Raw genomic sequence first — 17,415 nt, forward strand, 5'->3', positions numbered from 1 at the left:
CCCATCATCGCTCGGGCATACGCTCAGGGCCATGCACTCGTAGAACTCGCCTTTTGATTTCGCCTTAAAGCGCAGGCAATTGGCCAGCGCACCAGGCGGCACCCATGGCGTCGCTGTAGGCAATGGCTTGCTGGCGCTGCGTGCCGAGCAGGTCACTGCCCAAGGTCATCACATCACCAGCCTTCAGGAACACAGGCGGTTTCTGGCCGAGACCAACACCCGGCGGCGTACCGGTCGGGATCACGTCGCCGGGCTGAAGCGCCATAAAGCGGCTGAGATAAGACACGATGGTTGCAACGCCGAAAATCTGCGTGCGGGTGTTGCCGGTCTGCCGTCGAGTTCCGTTCACGTCGAGCCAGAGGTCGATATTCTGCGGGTCCGGCACTTCGTCAGCCGTCAGCAACCAGGGTCCTATCGGCGCATAGCCAGGGTAGCTTTTGCCTTTGGTCCACTGGCCTTCCATTTCGATTTGCCATGCACGCTCTGAGACATCGTTGCAAAGGCAGTAGCCGGCCACATATTGCAGCGCTTCTGCTTCGCTGACATGCCAGGCCGGACGACCGATCACGATCGCGAGTTCGACCTCCCAATCAAGCTTGCCTGAGCCGGGTGCGACGACGACCGGGTCGTTGGGGCCAGCCAGCGCGCTCGTGTGCTTGTTGAAGACAATCGGCTGTGTGGGAATCGGCGTGTTGGTTTCTGCCGCATGGTCGGAATAGTTGAGGCCGATGCAAACCACATTCGGAACCTGGCCTACGCAGGGGCCGAGCCGTGTATCGGCGGGCATGGCGGGCAAGCTCGACGTATCGAGGGCGCGCAGCCTTGCAAGGCTGTCGGGCGAAAGTGTTGGCCCGTGAATGTCGCTCACGACGGAAGACAAATCGCGCAAGATGCCTTGTGTATCAACGAGGCCGGGCTTTTCAGAGCCACGGGGGCCGAATCGAACGAGACGCATGAGGAATCCTTTTGGTTGTCAAAGCTGCTCGAGCGTCAGCGCAAGCTCGCCGAAGTTGCCATAGCGAAGCACGGCGGGACGCTTGAACGGTAGATCAATCGCCCCCGCGAATGAGCCGGTGATGACTGCCTGCCCGGCCTCCAGACCCGTGCCCTGGCTGCGCAGAAACTCGGCAAGCCAGTAAAGAGGCAAGCGCGGGTCGCCATTGGGGTGGCTGGCTGCAAATGTGACGTCGTCATGGCCCTGCACCGAGAGTTCAATCTCGAAGGGACCAGGAAATGGCTCCTGCGCAAAGTCCACGGTGGCAGTTGGCCCCAGCACCACGCTTTGGTGCCACAGGCTGTCGGCCATCAGTTCAGGGCCGCTGGCGTCTGCAGCATCGTCATAGCGACAACCAAGCACCTCGACCGCCAGCCGCACCCTGCCGATGACGGCGTTGACATCGGCCGGGGTGTAGGGGGTGGCCCGCGGCGGCAGGCTGTGCTTGAGCTCGAATGCCAGTTCGGGTTCGATGCGCGCTGCGGCTGTCGGTCCGGCAGGTGCGGCAGCCATGCCGCCCGATGGCCTTGCGTCATGCAGCGCGGCGGCGACCCAGCGATCGCCCGGGGGCAAGCCGCATTTCCAGCCGATGACGGGGCTGCCGCGCAGTTCGCTGATGCGCCGCTGGATGCGCCAACCGTCTTCCGGCGTGGCAGGGCGCAAGCCGGCCTGCAGTCTTGCACCGAAGCGGCCCGACGACTGAAGTGCGTGCAGGTAGCGCGCGGCGGCCTCGATGGCGCTCGGCTCCATGCTGGTCATGCGGCCAGCCTCGCGGGCGCTGTCGCCTTGCCAGAGCGGCGCAGCACACCTTGGCTGAAAAAGATCTCGTTGATCTCTTCGCAAGTCACAGAAGCGCCGCTCGCGCTTTTGATGCTCTCGATCTGGATGCCGTTCATTTGCCTGTTTCTTTGGTGTCGACTGAATTGCCCGTTTCGATCTGTGAACCTCATCCGGTTTTTTTTTTGCCGCCGGGCTGTCACCTTGCAGGGATCAGTGCAACGTCTCGAGCCGTTCGCCGGAGTCCGCGCGGAAAAGATGAACATGCGCACTGTCCGCACCCAGGCGCACCTGGTCGCCGGGGCGCACACTGACCCGTTCGCGCAGCACGCAGGTGAGCTTGGTGCCGCCCGCATCGACGATGAGGTGCGTCTCCGAGCCAGTGGACTCCACCACCAGCACGCGCGCCTCCACGCCCTCGGCCTCCAGCCGCAGGTGCTCGGGCCGCACGCCCAGCGTGAGGGCCTGCCCGCTTGCGCCCGGCACGCCGGGCACGGCCCAGTGGTTGCCCGCGTTGTCCACAACGCCCTCGCCGTTTGCCTTGACGGGCAGCAGGTTCATTGACGGCGAGCCGATGAAGGCCGCGACGAAGACGTTTCGCGGCCGGTCGAACAAGTCGAGCGGCGTGCCTACCTGTTCCACGATGCCATCGTGCATGGCCACGATCTTGTCTGCCATCGTCATGGCCTCGATCTGGTCGTGCGTGACGTAGACGGTGGTGGCCTTCAGGCGCTGGTGCAGCTCCCGAATCTCTGCGCGCATTGCCACACGCAGCTTCGCGTCCAGATTGGACAGCGGCTCGTCGAACAGGAAGACCTGCGGGTCGCGCACGATGGCTCGGCCCATTGCGACGCGCTGACGCTGGCCGCCGGAGAGCTGCTTGGGCAGCCGCGTGAGCAGCGGCTCCAGTCCCAGGATCTTGGCGGCCCGGGCCACGCGCTCTTCGGTCTCCTGTTGCGGCGCATGGCGCAGCTTCAGCGAGAACGCGAGGTTGTCCGCCACCGTGAGATGCGGGTACAGCGCATAGTTCTGAAACACCATGGCGATGTCGCGATCCTTGGGCAGCAGGCCGTTCACGCGGCGCCCGCCGATGCGGATCTCGCCGCCGTCGATGCCTTCCAGGCCCGCGACCATGCGCAACAGCGTGGACTTGCCGCAGCCCGACGGGCCGACCAGCACGACGAATTCACCGTCGCGGATGTCGATGCTCACGCCGCGGATGATCTGCGTGCTGCCGAAGGACTTGGCTACGTCCTGGATCTCAACTGTTGCCATCTTGGTGTCTCCTCATTCAAAAATTGAAGCTGTTGTCGCGCAGAGCCGGCCGCGTGCGGCTGCGCGCACCTGCGGGTCGAAGGGGGAGCTGTGATCCCTCATCCCGCTTGCCAGGCGGTTTTTAGCCGCGTGTATTCATGCAGATAGCGGCCCACGGCAGCGTCACGCAGTTCGGTGGACTGTTGCAACAGCGCAAGGGCCGCGTCAAAGGCGCCGGGGTCGCATGCTTCCAGCACTAGCACCCAGCGAGCCGGGGCCTGCAGGTCCTTGCGATCCTTGCTTTCGGCGGTGCGCTGGCCCGACATGCCGACGTCCGAGCCCAGCAGGTGCGCACCGCTGATGCGCGGCAGCCGCGCAGCGGCTTCCAGCGCCGAACTGAGACGCGGCACCACGTCGCGCACCGCGTCGTCCGCGATGTCGAAGCGCACGGTCAGCATCGCGCCACCCGAGCCCACGCCGTGGCTGGCCACCACGCGCGTGAGTGATCGCGTGGTCGTCTGAAAATGTGCGGTGGTCGCACGCGTCCACTCCGTAGGCTCGTTCAAGCGCGACAGATAGTCGCTGCCCTGGATGACCTGGAAGCTCGCGGTTTCATACAGAGTGAAGAACTCCGGCTGGGTCGCTGCATCGGCCGCGCGATAGCGGCGCCCCCGCACAAAACCGGGAATGCCCACGCGCTCGGGCATGTGCTCATGCAGATGCCAAGCGTAAAACTCTGCGCGCCCGGCCTCGGCGATGTCGTTCCAGATAGCCACTGCACCTTCACCTGCCAGCATGGTTTAGCTCCTTGATTGTGGTGGGCACGGCCTCGCGCAGGTTGAGCGCGACTTGGCCGACCCTTCGGAAACACAGCGCAGCCGCTTGCCCGGCCCCGCACGATGAACGCCTGTGAACGAGAACGACGCCTGGAGCGGCGGACGCGCAGGGCACCTTGGGTCCGGCGAGCTTCCGATGGGAAGTCCCTCATCCATTGGCGACTTTCAGCGGCGTAATCCCCATCATGGCCTCCATCACCTTGCGGCTGGGCCACAGGTCGGCGATCTCCGCCGCAGTGGCCTGCACGTCGGGCGCGATGGCGGCGATGCGCTCCGGCGGGAGTCGCGCCACGGGGCCGGCCACGCTGACGGTGCCGATGGCGCGGCGGCTTTGCGGATCCACGATGGCGCAGCCCACCGCGCATGTGCCTGGCTCCCCTTCCTCGATGGATGTGCCATAGCCGCGCTCGCGCGTCAGCGCAAGTTCGGCAAGCAGGCTGGCCTCGTCGCGCACGACTGGCCGGCCGAACCGGGAAGGCACGACGAAGCCGCGCGCCTTCACCAGGGCCACGGCCTGCGCGTCGTCCAGGGTTGCGAGCCAGGCCTTGCCGGTCGACGTGGCGTGCAGCACCACGGGCTGACCCATATCGGGGTCGTAGCGCAGGCCGGAGAGCGCGCCCTGGGCTTTGGCGATCCAGATCAGCGCGTCGTCTTCCACCAACGCCAGGCGCACCAGTTCGCCGGTGCGCTGGGCGAGACGGTCCAGGGAGGGCTGGCAAATCTCCGTGATTCCGGAGGCCGCGAGGAAGCGAAAGCCGATGGCGGCCAGTTTCACCGTCATGCGATAGCGCTGGCTGTACTCGTCCTGAACCGCCAGCCCCCTCCTCACCAAGATGGACAGCAGCCGGTGCACCGCGCTTTTGGGCAGTTCCAGTCGCCGCGCGACCTCGCTGATCGGCAGCCCTTGGGGGTAGTCGGCCAGCAGCGTGAGGATGTCCAGCACGCGCTCGATCATGTCGCCAGTGGCCACGAAAATCTCCATGAATTTAGAACAGGGTTCCAATGTAGCACCGCGACTTGACCCAGTATCAAGGGATATCCCGCATGACTCGGCATATTCAAGCCACTACATTGGAACAATGTTCTATGCGAGGTCATCTTTATGAATGCCATTCCCTACGCGGAGGCCGCGACTGTGGCGCAGACAGACCCCCGACCGCCGGGCTTCTGGGCGCGTTTCGCCTGGTTTGCCCCAGCCGTCGCCGTGCTGCTCGCCGTCACGCTCTATCCCACGGCCGTGGTGCTGTGGCTGAGCGTCCACCGCACGCGCCTGTATGAAGTGGTGGCAGGCGTGGGCCTGGCGAACTATGTCTCGGTGATCTCTTCTCCGGCCTTCCTCGAACTCAGCCTCAACTCCCTGCTGTACGTTTTTGGCGCGCTGGCGGTGGTGCTGCCTCTGGGGCTGGCCAGCGCCCTTGCACTGCAGAACATTGCGCGCGGCGCTGCATATCTGCGCACCCTGCTGCTGCTGCCCTGGACGCTGTCCATGGGCGTGGTGGGCTGCTTCTGGCTGTGGCTGCTCAATCCCTCGTACGGGCCCATGAGCTATCTGATGCGGTCCCTGGGCATGGAGCCCGGCCTGATGCTGGGCGATCCTTCGCTGGCGCTCGTTCTCGTCATCCTGGTCACCGCGTGGTGGTCCTTCCCCTACGTGATGGTGATGATGAGCGCCTCGCTGCAAAGCATCCCGGCGGAGCTGTATGAGGCGATCGACATCGACGGGGGTGGCCTGCGCGCGCGCCTGCGCCACGCGGTGTGGCCGCACATCGCGCCCACGCTGGGCAGCACCGCGCTGGCGCTGGGCATCCTCTATCTCACGCTCATCACGCTGATCCTGGTGCTCACCGGCGGCGGGCCGCTGGGCTCGACCGCAACCTGGAGCTTCGAAGTGTTCTCCAGCGCTTTCCGCTCGGTGGACCTCTCGCCCTCGTCGGTCATCTCCGTCGTGGTGCTGGGGGTCAACCTCCTCCTTGGTTACCTTTACACGCGGCTCACCGGCCGCGTCTCGGGCTGAACATCATGCATATCCGCCGTTCCGAAAAAATGCTGTCCTGGACCGTGCTGACGGTCCTGGTACTGGTCGTGCTGATCCCGCTGTCCTGGGCGGTGCTCACCTCGCTCAAGAGCGAGGCCAATGTCATGGCCTACCCGCCTACCTTCTTCCCCAGCGAGCCGAGCCTCTCGGCGTACAAGGCGGTGTTCCGGAACGAGACCTTCGGCTCCGACCTGTTCAACTCGGTGCTGTATGCGGTCGGCGCAGTCGCGCTCGCAGTACTGCTGTCCGCGCCCGCCGGCTACGCGGCTTCACGCTTCGAGTTCCGCGGCAAGCGCACCGTGATGCTGCTGATCCTGTCCACGTCCATGATTCCCGGCGTTGCGCTGCTGGTGCCGACCTACTTCCTGCTGGACGCGCTGGGGCTCTTGAACAACGCGGCGGTCATCATCGTGGTGCAGGCCGCACGCCTGGTGCCGCAGACGGTGTGGTTCATGCAGAACTTCGTGGACGCGGTGCCGCGCGAACTGGACGAGGCGACCCAGGTGGACGGTGCCAATCACTGGCAAACCTTCACACGGGTCATCTTGCCGCTGGTGCGGCCCGGAATCGCCGCAAGCGCCGTCATCGGCATGGTCACGACCTGGAATGACTACATCACCGTGGCCGCGTTCGCGCCCGAGGTCGCGCACCGCACGCTGCAAGTGGCCCTGGTCAACCAGGTGTTCGACAGCATCGGCATCACCTGGTCGTACGTCATGGCCTACGCCGTGGTGTCCTCGCTTCCCATCGTCGCCATCTTCGTGCTCGCGCAGCGATGGTTCATCAGCGGCCTGACCGCAGGCGCCGTCAAAGGCTAGTCCAACACACGTGCACTTAAACCAGGAGACAAACATGAACGAGCAGAAACCAGCAAGCATGAACGAACAGAAACCAGCGCCCCGTACGAGCCGGCGCATCTTCCTGGGCGGCATGGCTGCCATGCTGGGCGCACCCGCGGGCCGGGCCTTCGCCCAGACCACCGAGACCATCGCCTACGACACCTTTCTCGACCCGGCCAACACCAAAGATCCGCGTGCGGCGGCGCAGACGCAGATGATCGCGGCTTTCGAGGCCAGCCAGCCGCGCGTGAAGGTACGCGTGGTGGTGGACCCCGCCGGGCAGAACGGCGTACGCGCGGCGCGCGCCAAGTCGGACAGCCCCGACGTGATCCGCGTGAACAACTTTCAGATGCCCGAGTTCGTGTCCACCGGCTCGGTGCTGGCCATCGACGAGCTGATCGCGCGCGACAAGGTGGACACCACGGACTGGCTGATCGGCCTGGACCAGACGCGCGTCAACGGCAAGCTCTGGGGCTTGCAGCAGGACTATCGCATTCCGATCTTCGTCTACCGCAAGAGCAAGTTCGACGAGGCGAAGATTGCGACGCCGCCGCGCTCGTACGGGGAAGTGAGCGCGCTCGGGCCGCTGCTGACCAAGCAGAACCAGATGGCCTACGGCGTCCCTATCGGCCTGAGCGGCGGAATCGGCGGCGCGCAGGCGTTCATGGAGTTCATCGTGAGTTCCATCGTTGCGGGCAACGGCGACCCGTTTTTCGCGGCCAACGGCCGCGAGATCGGCTTCAGCGACAAGCGGCTGCTGCTGGCCGCCACCATCGTCAAGGACCTCTTCCAAAAGAAAGCTGCGACGCCTGTGAGCCTGCAGTTCGCGTACAACGAGCTCCAGGATGGGATGCGGGCGGGCACGGTGGCATCCGCCACCTTCGGGCTGTACCGCTACCGTGGCCTGAAGGCAGCCGTGGCCGACGATCTGGCCTGGGCGCCAGCGCCCTCGGTGGAGCCCGACGACAAGCACGCGGTGTACGGCTTTCAGATGTGCATCAATCGCCATTCGCCACGCCAGGGCGGCGCGTGGGAGTTCGTCAAGTTCATGGCCAGCCCGGCAGCTCAGGCGATCGCCGCGCGAGGCGGCGAAGTGGTGGCGCGCGCCAGCGCCTACAAGGACGCCTATTTCAAGACGCCGGAAGCCGAAGACCAGCTGGGCTGGAAAGCGCTGGTGGAAAAACGCGGCCGCATGGTGAACTACTCCATCATCCAGTCAACCTTCAACCAGATCTGCGGCGAAGCCTTCCAGCGCATGATCCTGCGTGACCTGGCGCCTGCAGCCGTGGCGCTCGAGGTGCGCACCCGCTACACCGAAGCGCTGGCCAAAGCATGATGCCGCATGTCACCGGAACAACCCGACTCTATGGGTTGGTGGGCGATCCGCTGACGACAGCCAAGTCGCCCGAACTGTTGAACCGGCTCTTCATCGAAAAGCGCGCAGACGCGGTTTGCGTTCCATTCGCTGTCAAGGACGATGACCTGCCCGCATTCGTCACCGGAGCACGGGCGCTGGGGAATCTTTCCGGCGTGCTGGTCACGATGCCCCATAAGCAACGGATGCTGTCCTTTGTCGACGAATTGCATCCGACTGCTCGTCAGGTTGGCGCACTCAACGTCATCCGCTGCGATAAGGATGGACGCTGGGTCGGTGCGATATTCGATGGCCTCGGTTGTGTGCTTGGCATGCAGTGGGAGGGTAACGACCCGGCGAACAAGTCCGTTCTTCTCGTCGGCGCCGGGGGTGCAGGCAGAGCCATTGCATTTGCAGTCGCTTCCGCGGGCGCCCGGGCGTTGACCATCTTCGATGTCGACGAGCGCCGCGCCGACGAACTCGCCAAATCCGTCGCCGCCGCAACCGGTTGCACCACAAATTCCGGTTCAGCCGATCCACGCGGATTCGAGATCGTCATCAACGCCACGCCGCTGGGTATGCACGCGAACGATCCCATGCCCGTGAATCCCGAGCGGCTGGATCCCGGCAGCATCGTCGTAGACATCATCAATGCACCCGAGCCGACGCCGCTTTGCCGCGCCGCCGATGCACGCGGTTGCCGCACCCAAGTCGGCCGCCCGATGCATGAAGGGCAGGCACTGCATGCCCTTCGTTTTCTTGGATTCGACTACCGGCCTGACGGCAAGTCGCTACCGGGCGGGCCCGGAACCACGCAGTTGTCGCCCATCTGAATGAAAGGAAGATCTTATGAATAGGCTTTTCACAGGTGCCGCAGCATTCCGTGCGGCTGGCTGCACGAGGGGAGAACGCGCATGAAAGTTGCATTGCTGGAAGCCAGCCATTGGCATGTCCCGCTCTATCTTGATGCGCTTGAGGCGCCCGGGATCGAGGTGGTTGCCGTTTCGGATGCGGAGCATGTCAAGGGCGAGGCAATTGCCGCGCGATTCGGGAGCAGACTGTACTCGTCGCCCTATGAACTGCTCGAGCGCGAGGAAGTCGATTTCGCCTTCGTGTTCGGTCGGCATTCCGAAATGCCGACGCTCGCGGAAGCGGTGATCGCCCGGCGGATTCCATTTGCGCTGGAGAAGCCCTGCGGTGTCAACATGTCGCAGGTTTCCCGGTTGCGGAAACTGACCGAGGAAGCCGGTCTTTATTGCGCGGTGCCGCTCATCTTTCGCATGAGCGACCTGCTCAGCGCGGTCAACGGTGCCGAGGGCCGCGTGCCGTCGGACTTCAACTACATGTCCTTTCGTTTCATCGTCGGTCCGCCCGGCCGTTATGAAGCCGCGGGCTCAGGCTGGGCGCTCGATCCCGCGTTCTCAGGTGGCGGGTCCACGATCAATGTCGCGACGCACTTCATAGACTTCTTCAGATTGCTGACTGGCAAGGAGATCACGCGCGTCTCTGCCACCATGAACTCTCGGACGCACCGGGGTGCGGTTGAGGACTACTCGTTGCTGACGATGCAAACCGAGGATGGCGTGATTGGACTCGTGGAGACCGGATACAGCTTCCCCAGCACTTCAGACGAACAGCGCGAATTTTCGTTCACCCTTTCGTCCGATCGCATGTACGCGAAATCGGGACCCGACCGCATCGAGATCCGCGACCGAACCAATCTTGCCGCCGGCACCCGGAGCCTGCGTCTTCAGCTGGAAACCGACGCCTACTACCCGTTGTTCGTCAGGCGGGTGCTTTCTGAATGTCGCACGGGCGCAAAACCGATCGCGTCGTTGCGCGACGCCGAGGCCATGATGCAGGTCATGGACGCGGCCTACGCTTCGGCTCGGCAAGGAGGTGCGCTCCAGACTCTTGCGCCGATTGCTGTGTGATCCAACCAACCGCGCATCGCCACCTACGCCAGTGCCGCGCATCTCGCATCTCTATAGCACTCGCTGACCAATCAACTGAAAGGGACTTCGATGAGCAAGACTGCGCGATACCAAGGTCCATTGCCGCTTGACCAGGCGAAATCCAAATTTGTTCTCACCCCTCTAGAGGACAACCGCTTTCATCGGGATGGTCCTCGCGCCAATGTTGAGTACCGGGATCTCGGAATGGCGGATGCTTCGGGTGGCCGCATCAGCGCCAAGCATATCCGCGCTGTCAGGCCGTTCGGCAAGGAGACCGGTTGGCATTGGCACGACATGACCGCGCACTTCGTTTACGTGCTGAAAGGTTGGGTCGAATTCAGGTTTGACGGCATACCCGAACCTGTGACCGTCGTTGCCGGCTCCTGCCTCAGTCAGCCCGCAGGAGTGGCGCACAACGTCATTCGCCAGTCTGACGACCTCGAACTGATAGAGATCAACACGCCCGCGGAATATGTGACGGTCGAATGTTCTCTCTGAGCGGCCGCGGCGCATCCCCGCCTCCACTCTCGGATCTCGGAAAGATCAGCTGCGTCGCAAGTCTTCGTGGCGCTCGCAGAGCGTCACCGCGCAGTCGATGAAGACACGCACCTTCGCACTGAGGTAGCGGTTTGGCGCGTAGATCACGTGGACGGGGATCGTGGCGGCGCGCCAATCTTCGCAGCGCGACGAGTTTCCCCGCCGAGATAGCCTCATGAACCGAATACGCGGGCGCCTGGATGATTCCCAGACCCGTCCAGCCCGGACACCATCCAGCAACTGATCGACCAGCACGAAGCCATCCTTTAGCGGGCACTGAAATCGCATCCGGACGACGACCTCGAGCGCTATGCCCAGGCAGTGAGCTGGGGCCTGCACGACCAGATGGTTGACGCCATCGACGCACCTCGGAGCTGTCGGTCAACCTTTGCTGCGAAAGATTTGAGACAGGGACCGATTAGCGGGCGGTTGCCAAGCGGCCATGGCGGAAATGTCCGAGACTCCACTCGAGTCGGAAGCGGTCAAACTCTGGCCTGACGACCCAATCAACTCAATCGCGATGCCCACCAATCGACGAGACTTCCTTCTGACCGGCGCAACCCTTCCGCTGATCACGGCATGCGCGAGTGACATCACCCGACTGGACTCTCGTCCAGTCGCAGACTTGGCGAAAGACCTCGGCGTGTGTGCAGCGTCTTACACGGTGCTGCGAAAGGGCATGCCGTCCTCGCCCATGGCCCTCACGGGTTGCGATGCTGAACCGAGGCCAGACGCTGTCTTTCAGGCTGCTTCTCTGACCAAGCCGGTGGTGGCGTTCGCAGCACTGCAGCTGGCGTTGGTAGGTCGCCTTGACCTCGACGCCCCGGTATCCACCTATCTCCCCCAAGGCTACCGGAACTTCCACCGCATGTTGGCCCGATCGGACAACGACGCCCACGATGTCGTTCCGGTCGGGACGTTGGGTCAGATCTCCGTGCGCCACTTGCTGAACCACACGTCGGGCCTGCCGAATTGGTCAAGTGAACCCATGTCCTTCGCATCGAAGCCGGGGGAGCGCTGGGGCTATTCCGGTGAAGGATTCATGCTGCTGCAATCGGTCTTGGAAGCGATCTCTGGCACCGAGATATCGGTTTGGCTGGACGACCGGGTGTTCCGACCGCTCGGCATGGGCGACTCAAGCTTGGTGTGGCGGGACGCCTACGAAGGCCGTGCCGTTGACGGCACCTTGCCGTTCGGGCTACGGCAACGCGTTCGCTTCCGCAGCGCCGTGGCTGCGGCCTCGCTGTACACCACTGCGGCCGACTATGCGTGTTTCATGGCGGCGGTTCTGTCGGATGGCCACCTCTTGTCAACGATCTCGTCGAAGCCGGTTCTGGTCGATGCGTCGCTTGGACTTCAATGGGGGCTGGGTTGGGGAATCGAGCAGGCGCGGGGTGGCCCATACCTTTGGCAGTGGGGAAACAACCCGGGATTTCGCGCGTTCGCCATGGCTTCGACATCTTCAAAGGATGGGTTCGTCATGTTGACGAACCACGGGCGCGGCATGCCGCTGGCGGCATCTCTGGCGCGGTCCGTGGTGCCATCCGAGCATCAAGTTTTCCGCTTCCCTCGGGTCTCCTAGCGGAGAACGCCTGGGTTACCGGGTTTTTGGAGCGCGGCGCGCCAGCGCGCGGATGCTGGGGTGATGTGCACGTCTTCCAATCTACCGTGTCTCAGACACTAATGGCAGGTCCCGGGCTTCATGTCCCGGACATCAATGGCAAGGAACAATACCTACGTCCTTCTATATTTGGGGCACAAGAAGTAAGTGGCTAAAATGGCTAATTATCGAGAGACTCCCCGAGGATCCCCCCATGCAGATCAGCGCCACGGAAGCCAAAAATCGATTCGGCTACTACCTCGGCCAAGCCGAACGCGAGCCTGTTCACGTCATGAAGAACGATCGCGTGGCAGGCGTGATTGTCTCGGCAGCACGTTTTGCCGAACTGGAAGCACTAGAGCAGAAAAAATCGATGGCTCAGCGCAAGCGGGAGTTCAATGAGACGTACAAAGAATGGATTGCCGAGCAAACCAATCTGGTAGAGCGGGTCGGCGTTTTTGGCGAAGAGTTCAGGCCCTGGTGAAAGCGGCGCTCAGTGGCCCAGTTCGACGTCTACCCTAATCCCTCGAAGCTGCAACGTGCAGACATCCCTTGCATGGTCGACATCCAAAGCGATCTTCTCTCGGCATTGCCCACACGCCTGATGGTCCCGCTTGCGTCCCGCAAGCATATGCTGGCCGCCTTGCCTCGTGCACTTTGTCCACCGGTGCAGTGGGAAGGCCACTCCTTGGTCGCTTTGCCGCATATGGCCGCGGCGTTTCGTGTCAAAGATCTTGGTACCTCGCAAGGCAACCTGCGGTCGAAAGCAAGTGAACTCGTCGGCGCCTTGGACGCTGTGATAAGCGGCGTGTGAGCTCATCGGAGCCCCGGGAGTGGCTGCCCGGGCTGACGTTCCGCCGGGCCTGTATTTACGACGCAGGCACAAGTCGTAGGTCTTGCGCGGGATCGGCCTCGTGAGTCGATCCTGAACAGCCTGCGCAGCCATGTCTTCAGTCACACCACCAACCGCATCGACGTCGAGCTCGGCGCACGGCTCTTCCGCCACCTCGTGCAACTCCCGCTTACTTACTTCCAGGCCCGGCGCGTCGGCGATTCGGTCGCCCGCGTGCGCGAACTCGAGAACATCCGCAGCTTCCTCACCGGCAACGCCCGACACCTAACATGCCCGGCTCAACCGCCGCGACGCCGTGCGAGACCAGGCGCGCCCATGGCCGTAGCCCGTGCTTCTCCGCAAAACTTCGCTCCGCAACGATCATCGCCGCTGCGCCGCTGTTGAGCCCTGGCGCGTTCCCGGCAGTGATCGTTCCTTCCTTTCGAAACGCCGGCTTGAGCTTGGCCGGTGATTCGACCGTGGTGTCGGGCCGTGCCCGCATCCGTTCGAGGGCAGCTCAGGGCCGCTCTCAGCGAACCTTCACCACGACCTTGCCTTTGGCACGCCCCTGCTCGACATAGGCCAGAGCCTCTGCGGTCTGGTCCAGCGTGAACGATCGGTCGACGACGGGACGGATCGCACCCTTCTCCACCAGCGCTGTGATCTGGCTCAGCTGCTTGCCTTCTGCGCGCATGAAGACGAACGCATAGGTGACGCCGCGCGCCTTGGCCTTCCTTCGAATGCCGAAGCTCAGCAGGCGCAGCACCTGCTTCACCGGCCAGGGGAATCCCTGCTCGGCAGCGAAGGCGGGCGTGGGCGGCCCGGAGATCGAGATGAGGTGCCCGCCGGGCTTGAGCACCTGCAGCGATTTGTGCAGCTCGTCGCTGCCGAGGCTGTTCAGCACCACGTCGTAGTCACGCAGTTCGGTGGCGAAGTCCTGCTTCTTGTAGTCGATGACGACGTCGGCGCCCAAGGCCTTGACCCAATCCACGTTCGCTGTGCTCGTGTTGGTGGCGACCCAGGCGCCAAGGTGCTTGGCCAACTGGATCGCGACGGTGCCAACCCCACCTGAGCCCGCCTGAATGAACACCTTCTGCCCCTTCTTCAGCTTGGCCGTCTCGACGAGGACCTGCCAGGCGGTCAGCGCCACGAGCGGCAGCGAAGCCGCTTCGCCCATGCCGATGTTGGCGGGTTTGCGAGCCACCGACGTGGCCTTGACCGCGATCAGCTCCGCGAACGTGCCAATCCGGTCGTCGTCGGGGCGGGCATAGACCTCGTCACCCACATTGAAGTCCCGAACGAGACGGCCGACCCGCACGACGGTGCCGGCCACGTCGTTGCCGAGGATGAGCGGCATGCGGTAGGGAAGGACGCTCTTGAACTCGCCGGTCCTGATCTTGGCGTCCAGCACGTTCACGCTGGCGGCGTGGATCTGGATCAGCACGTCGTCGTCTCGCATGCTGGGTTCCGGCATGTCGGCAACGCGACCGACTTCCTTCTTGCCGTAGCGGTCGATGATGAAGGCTTTCATGGGGGTCTCACTCTCTTGGAAATGGTAGGGCCAGGTGGCAGCCGGTCGACCCGGGATTCGAAATCGTCAATGTCTTGCCGCTCCCTCAGGCGCTCACGTCCATAACCGTGCGCCCACGCACCTGCCCTCGCAGCACGGGCTCCGCGAGGCCGGGCACATCCGCGAGACCGACCACCTGGGTGGCACGCGCAAGCTTGCCCAGATCGAGGTCCGTCGCCAGGCGGGACCACGCTGCCAGACGCACATCCTGCGGTGCGTTGACCGAATCGATGCCGGCCAGCGTGACATTGCGCAAGATGAAAGGAAGGACCGAGCCGGGAAGGTCCATACCCTGTGCCAGGCCAAACGCGGCCACGGCGCCGCGGTAGCGGGTCTGGGCCAGCACATTGGCCAGCGTGTGGCTACCCACCGAGTCGATGGCTCCAGCCCAGCGCTCGTTGCCGGTCGGCGCGCCCGGTTCGGACAGCGTGCGGCGATCAATCACCTCCACGGCGCCCAGGTCACGCAGATAGGCCGTCTCCTCCGCGCGCCCGGTCGAGGCGACGACGCGGTAGCCGAGCTTGGACAGCAGCGCGATGGCGACGGATCCGGACCCACCGCCGGCGCCGGTCACCAGCACCTCGCCCTTTTGTCCGGTGTCAGGCCGGCGTGCTCCAGCGCCAGCACGGCAAGCATTGCCGTGTAGCCCGCCGTGCCGATGGCCATGGCGTCTCGCGTCGAGAACACGTCTGGCAGCTTGATCAACCAGTCGCCACTGACGCGGGCCTTCTGCGCGAGCCCGCCGTGATGCGTATGGCTCAGGCCCCAGCCGTTGGCAACCACGCGGTCCCCCGGCGCGAACGCCGGGTGTGAGGACGTTTCCACCACGCCGGCGAAATCGATGCCTGGGATCAGTGGAACTGGCGAATGAGAGTGTTCAACTGCGCGCGCGCAGGCGACTTGTTCGGACTGGCGCGCAGAGAACGATGTCAGGGGTGGCATGAGAGCACCTCAGGTTGTTGCAGGTTGATCGAAGATCAGAAGGGATTCGCGTCGAACGGTATCAGGCCGCGGCTTTCGGAAGGCTCGCGAGTCGCAGCGCGTCGTTCAACACCTTGGCAGCCACGTCCGGCCGCTCGAGGACGATGAAGTGGCCGGCGCCAGACACCTGGACAAACTCGGCTGCGGGGAGGAGCTGCTTGTTGGCTTGCCGGTCCGAGGGTCTTGACCAATCCTTCTCTCCGTAGATGAGATGAACGGGTGCGCTGACCTCGGGGTAGCGGGCGCGGGCCGTGATGAGGCTGGGCAGGTTGCCGTACACCGCGCGAGCAACGAACGGATAGCCCGGCCGACGTCCGACCTTCAACAGTTCATCGAGGTAGTCATCGCGCAGGGCGGCCGTGTCGCCGAGACCCTCACGGAGCACGGCGCGCACGATCGGCTTGGGTTCGACGCCCGCGATGGTCCGGCCTATACCCGGCGCCAGCGCGCCTGACACGACGAACCGGGCCAGCAGGCTGGACCGCGCGATGCCGCCCGCGTAGTCATAGGCATTGATCGCCACGACACGCCGCACTCTCTCGGGCAGATCGGCCGCGGTGGTGAGGGCGAGCGTCGCGCCCATCGACTCGCCGAGCAGCGTGACGTCGCGCAGATCGAGGCGGGTGATGAGGCGCTTGACCGCCGCGCGCATGGCCGGCTCCTCATAGGACGCGCCCGGCACGATCTGCGAGTAGCCCATGCCAGGGAGATCGAGGGCATACACCGTGTACCGCTCCCGGACCAGCGGGATGAGGTGGCGGAAGTGCTCGGCCTGGGTGCGCACGGTGTGCAGCAGGACCAACGGTGGCCCCATGCCGCCCGAGAGATAGCGCAATCGCCCCAGGCTTCCCTCGTTTGATCCGAGCGGATCGAGAAAGTGTTCCTTGGTCCCGGGAATCTTGATGGAGGAATGTGAATCCATGCTAGTGGGTGACACGGGGGACTCCTTGTATTTTTTGAGGGATGCTTGCTGGCGCACTCCATGCGCCTTCATGCGGATTTCAGAGCAGTGCGCAGGCCGAATGCGATGCGGCCACTCAGCGCAAGGGCTGGTAGCGCGATGCCACTTCGTTGCTCGAGAGGTGGAGCGCCATCGCCTTGCGCGCGCCTTCGTAGGCATCCCACAGGGCTACGTCGCGCAGCGAAGGAAGCGTCACCGACTCGCCGCGCTCGAAGCCCTGCAAGGCGGCGTCCACCAGGTCTTCGGCACGCATCACGATCTGCGCCGGCAGATGCTCCACGGGAAGGCCGCCGCGTGCCCAGAATTCGGTGGCCGTTGCACCCGGCAGCACGGCTTGCACCCGCACGCCTTTGTCGGCCAGCTCGTGTTGCAGCGATTGGCTGAAGGCCAACACGAAGGCCTTGCTGCCGCCGTACACACCGTTCAGGGTTTCCGGCGAGACCGCCACGACCGAAGCGATGTTGATCAACGCACCTCTGCCGCGTGCCACGAAGCCGGGCACCGCCGCGTAGCTCAGCCGGGTCAGCGCCGCCACGTTGAGGTCGATCATGCGCCCCATCTGGTCCACGTCGCTCTCCAGCAGCGGCGTGTGCGTGCCGATACCGGCGTTGTTGACCAGCAGGGTGATGCTGGCATCTTGCTTGAGCTTGTTCTCCACGCTGCGCAACGCCACCGGGTTGTTCAGGTCGGCGGGAAAGACCTCCACCGCGCGGCCGTGGCGGCTGGTGATTTCCTCAGCCAACTGGTTCAAGCGCTCGCGGTTTCGGGCGACAAGGATCAGGTCGTAGCCGAGTCGCGCCAGGCGATCGGCGTAGAGGGCGCCTATGCCGGAGGAGGCTCCGGTGATTAGGGCGGTGCCCAGGTTCGTCTGCGTCATGGTGATGCTCCGT

At 64.1% G+C, this 17,415-nt stretch carries 18 protein-coding genes and 3 pseudogenes; 10 read left to right on the forward strand and 11 right to left on the reverse strand.

Going from position 1 to position 17,415, the window contains the following annotated elements; all coding sequences use genetic code 11:
- Nucleotides 1–64: 64 nt before the first annotated feature.
- The 6 genes from J2X92_RS01195 to J2X92_RS01220 form a co-directional block, all read right to left on the reverse strand.
- Nucleotides 65–955, reverse strand: a complete 891-nt coding sequence (locus tag J2X92_RS01195; RefSeq protein ID WP_307572765.1) for a fumarylacetoacetate hydrolase family protein — start codon at nucleotides 953–955, stop codon at nucleotides 65–67.
- An 18-nt stretch (nucleotides 956–973) separates the two neighbouring features.
- Nucleotides 974–1,753 (reverse strand): hydratase, encoded by a 780-nt coding sequence (locus tag J2X92_RS01200; RefSeq protein WP_307572766.1) that lies wholly within the window; start codon nucleotides 1,751–1,753, stop codon nucleotides 974–976.
- Nucleotides 1,750–1,890, reverse strand: a complete 141-nt coding sequence (locus tag J2X92_RS01205; protein WP_307572767.1) for a hypothetical protein — start codon at nucleotides 1,888–1,890, stop codon at nucleotides 1,750–1,752. Before J2X92_RS01205 ends, J2X92_RS01200 begins: the two co-directional genes overlap by 4 nt.
- Nucleotides 1,891–1,984: 94 nt before the next feature.
- On the reverse strand, nucleotides 1,985–3,046 hold the full coding sequence (locus J2X92_RS01210; protein WP_307572769.1) for an ABC transporter ATP-binding protein: 1,062 nt from the start codon (nucleotides 3,044–3,046) through the stop codon (nucleotides 1,985–1,987).
- A gap of 98 nt (nucleotides 3,047–3,144) precedes the next feature.
- Entirely contained in the window at nucleotides 3,145–3,822 is a 678-nt protein-coding gene (locus tag J2X92_RS01215; RefSeq protein ID WP_307572771.1) for a hypothetical protein, read from the reverse strand.
- 187 nt (nucleotides 3,823–4,009) lie between these two features.
- Entirely contained in the window at nucleotides 4,010–4,831 is an 822-nt protein-coding gene (locus J2X92_RS01220; protein WP_307572773.1) for an IclR family transcriptional regulator, read from the reverse strand.
- A gap of 132 nt (nucleotides 4,832–4,963) precedes the next feature.
- Here J2X92_RS01220 and J2X92_RS01225 point away from each other — a divergent pair, with 132 nt between their 5' ends.
- The 10 genes and pseudogenes from J2X92_RS01225 to J2X92_RS01270 all read left to right on the forward strand — a co-directional run.
- A complete protein-coding gene (locus tag J2X92_RS01225; protein WP_307572776.1) occupies nucleotides 4,964–5,875 on the forward strand; it encodes a carbohydrate ABC transporter permease in 912 nt (303 codons plus the stop codon).
- A 5-nt stretch (nucleotides 5,876–5,880) separates the two neighbouring features.
- Nucleotides 5,881–6,714 (forward strand): carbohydrate ABC transporter permease, encoded by an 834-nt coding sequence (locus J2X92_RS01230; RefSeq protein WP_307572778.1) that lies wholly within the window; start codon nucleotides 5,881–5,883, stop codon nucleotides 6,712–6,714.
- Between the two features lie 58 nt (nucleotides 6,715–6,772).
- A complete protein-coding gene (locus tag J2X92_RS01235) occupies nucleotides 6,773–8,071 on the forward strand; it encodes an ABC transporter substrate-binding protein (RefSeq protein WP_307572780.1) in 1,299 nt (432 codons plus the stop codon).
- Complete coding sequence (locus tag J2X92_RS01240; RefSeq protein WP_307572782.1) at nucleotides 8,071–8,922, forward strand: shikimate dehydrogenase family protein; 852 nt, start codon at nucleotides 8,071–8,073, stop codon at nucleotides 8,920–8,922. Before J2X92_RS01235 ends, J2X92_RS01240 begins: the two co-directional genes overlap by 1 nt.
- 81 nt (nucleotides 8,923–9,003) lie before the next feature.
- Nucleotides 9,004–10,023, forward strand: a complete 1,020-nt coding sequence (locus J2X92_RS01245) for a Gfo/Idh/MocA family protein (RefSeq protein WP_307572783.1) — start codon at nucleotides 9,004–9,006, stop codon at nucleotides 10,021–10,023.
- Between the two features lie 90 nt (nucleotides 10,024–10,113).
- Nucleotides 10,114–10,542, forward strand: a complete 429-nt coding sequence (locus J2X92_RS01250; RefSeq protein WP_307572784.1) for a cupin domain-containing protein — start codon at nucleotides 10,114–10,116, stop codon at nucleotides 10,540–10,542.
- 490 nt (nucleotides 10,543–11,032) lie between these two features.
- Nucleotides 11,033–12,163: a serine hydrolase domain-containing protein gene (locus J2X92_RS01255; RefSeq protein WP_307572786.1), complete on the forward strand. Its 1,131-nt coding sequence runs from the start codon at nucleotides 11,033–11,035 to the stop codon at nucleotides 12,161–12,163.
- A 232-nt stretch (nucleotides 12,164–12,395) separates the two neighbouring features.
- Nucleotides 12,396–12,665: a type II toxin-antitoxin system prevent-host-death family antitoxin gene (locus tag J2X92_RS01260; RefSeq protein ID WP_307572788.1), complete on the forward strand. Its 270-nt coding sequence runs from the start codon at nucleotides 12,396–12,398 to the stop codon at nucleotides 12,663–12,665.
- Between the two features lie 12 nt (nucleotides 12,666–12,677).
- On the forward strand, nucleotides 12,678–12,995 hold the full coding sequence (locus J2X92_RS01265) for a CcdB family protein (RefSeq protein WP_307572790.1): 318 nt from the start codon (nucleotides 12,678–12,680) through the stop codon (nucleotides 12,993–12,995).
- A gap of 102 nt (nucleotides 12,996–13,097) precedes the next feature.
- Nucleotides 13,098–13,292: pseudogene (locus tag J2X92_RS01270) on the forward strand (ABC transporter transmembrane domain-containing protein); the annotation flags it as partial.
- On the opposite strand, the pseudogene J2X92_RS01275 reads toward J2X92_RS01270, so the two are convergent.
- The 5 genes and pseudogenes from J2X92_RS01275 to J2X92_RS01295 all read right to left on the reverse strand — a co-directional run.
- Nucleotides 13,291–13,506: pseudogene (locus tag J2X92_RS01275) on the reverse strand (acetyl-CoA C-acyltransferase); the annotation flags it as partial. The pseudogenes J2X92_RS01270 and J2X92_RS01275 sit on opposite strands and share 2 nt — an antisense overlap.
- Before the next feature lie 36 nt (nucleotides 13,507–13,542).
- Nucleotides 13,543–14,544 carry an NADP-dependent oxidoreductase gene (locus J2X92_RS01280; protein WP_307572792.1) on the reverse strand — a complete coding sequence of 334 codons (1,002 nt, stop codon included), beginning with the start codon at nucleotides 14,542–14,544 and terminating at the stop codon, nucleotides 13,543–13,545.
- 85 nt (nucleotides 14,545–14,629) lie between these two features.
- Nucleotides 14,630–15,441: pseudogene (locus J2X92_RS01285) on the reverse strand (MDR family oxidoreductase); the annotation flags it as partial.
- 145 nt (nucleotides 15,442–15,586) lie between these two features.
- Entirely contained in the window at nucleotides 15,587–16,486 is a 900-nt protein-coding gene (locus J2X92_RS01290; RefSeq protein ID WP_307572793.1) for an alpha/beta fold hydrolase, read from the reverse strand.
- Between the two features lie 115 nt (nucleotides 16,487–16,601).
- The gene (locus J2X92_RS01295) at nucleotides 16,602–17,402 is read right to left on the reverse strand and encodes an SDR family NAD(P)-dependent oxidoreductase (RefSeq protein WP_307572795.1); all 801 of its coding nucleotides are present in this window, start codon (nucleotides 17,400–17,402) and stop codon (nucleotides 16,602–16,604) included.
- Nucleotides 17,403–17,415 lie beyond the last annotated feature (13 nt).

This window comes from Variovorax paradoxus (assembly GCF_030811855.1).
Lineage (GTDB): Bacteria > Pseudomonadota > Gammaproteobacteria > Burkholderiales > Burkholderiaceae_C > Variovorax > Variovorax paradoxus_L.

Coding starts and splice junctions, on each gene's coding strand:
- J2X92_RS01230 (WP_307572778.1), top strand. CDS start 5,881: ATGCATATCCGCCGTTCCGAAAAAATGCTGTCCTGGACCGTGCTGACG.
- J2X92_RS01205 (WP_307572767.1), bottom strand. CDS start 1,890: ATGAACGGCATCCAGATCGAGAGCATCAAAAGCGCGAGCGGCGCTTCT.
- J2X92_RS01255 (WP_307572786.1), top strand. CDS start 11,033: ATGTCCGAGACTCCACTCGAGTCGGAAGCGGTCAAACTCTGGCCTGAC.
- J2X92_RS01260 (WP_307572788.1), top strand. CDS start 12,396: ATGCAGATCAGCGCCACGGAAGCCAAAAATCGATTCGGCTACTACCTC.
- J2X92_RS01250 (WP_307572784.1), top strand. CDS start 10,114: ATGAGCAAGACTGCGCGATACCAAGGTCCATTGCCGCTTGACCAGGCG.
- J2X92_RS01235 (WP_307572780.1), top strand. CDS start 6,773: ATGAACGAACAGAAACCAGCGCCCCGTACGAGCCGGCGCATCTTCCTG.
- J2X92_RS01290 (WP_307572793.1), bottom strand. CDS start 16,486: ATGGATTCACATTCCTCCATCAAGATTCCCGGGACCAAGGAACACTTT.
- J2X92_RS01210 (WP_307572769.1), bottom strand. CDS start 3,046: ATGGCAACAGTTGAGATCCAGGACGTAGCCAAGTCCTTCGGCAGCACG.
- J2X92_RS01215 (WP_307572771.1), bottom strand. CDS start 3,822: ATGCTGGCAGGTGAAGGTGCAGTGGCTATCTGGAACGACATCGCCGAG.
- J2X92_RS01240 (WP_307572782.1), top strand. CDS start 8,071: ATGCCGCATGTCACCGGAACAACCCGACTCTATGGGTTGGTGGGCGAT.
- J2X92_RS01295 (WP_307572795.1), bottom strand. CDS start 17,402: ATGACGCAGACGAACCTGGGCACCGCCCTAATCACCGGAGCCTCCTCC.
- J2X92_RS01280 (WP_307572792.1), bottom strand. CDS start 14,544: ATGAAAGCCTTCATCATCGACCGCTACGGCAAGAAGGAAGTCGGTCGC.
- J2X92_RS01225 (WP_307572776.1), top strand. CDS start 4,964: ATGAATGCCATTCCCTACGCGGAGGCCGCGACTGTGGCGCAGACAGAC.
- J2X92_RS01200 (WP_307572766.1), bottom strand. CDS start 1,753: ATGACCAGCATGGAGCCGAGCGCCATCGAGGCCGCCGCGCGCTACCTG.
- J2X92_RS01195 (WP_307572765.1), bottom strand. CDS start 955: ATGCGTCTCGTTCGATTCGGCCCCCGTGGCTCTGAAAAGCCCGGCCTC.
- J2X92_RS01245 (WP_307572783.1), top strand. CDS start 9,004: ATGAAAGTTGCATTGCTGGAAGCCAGCCATTGGCATGTCCCGCTCTAT.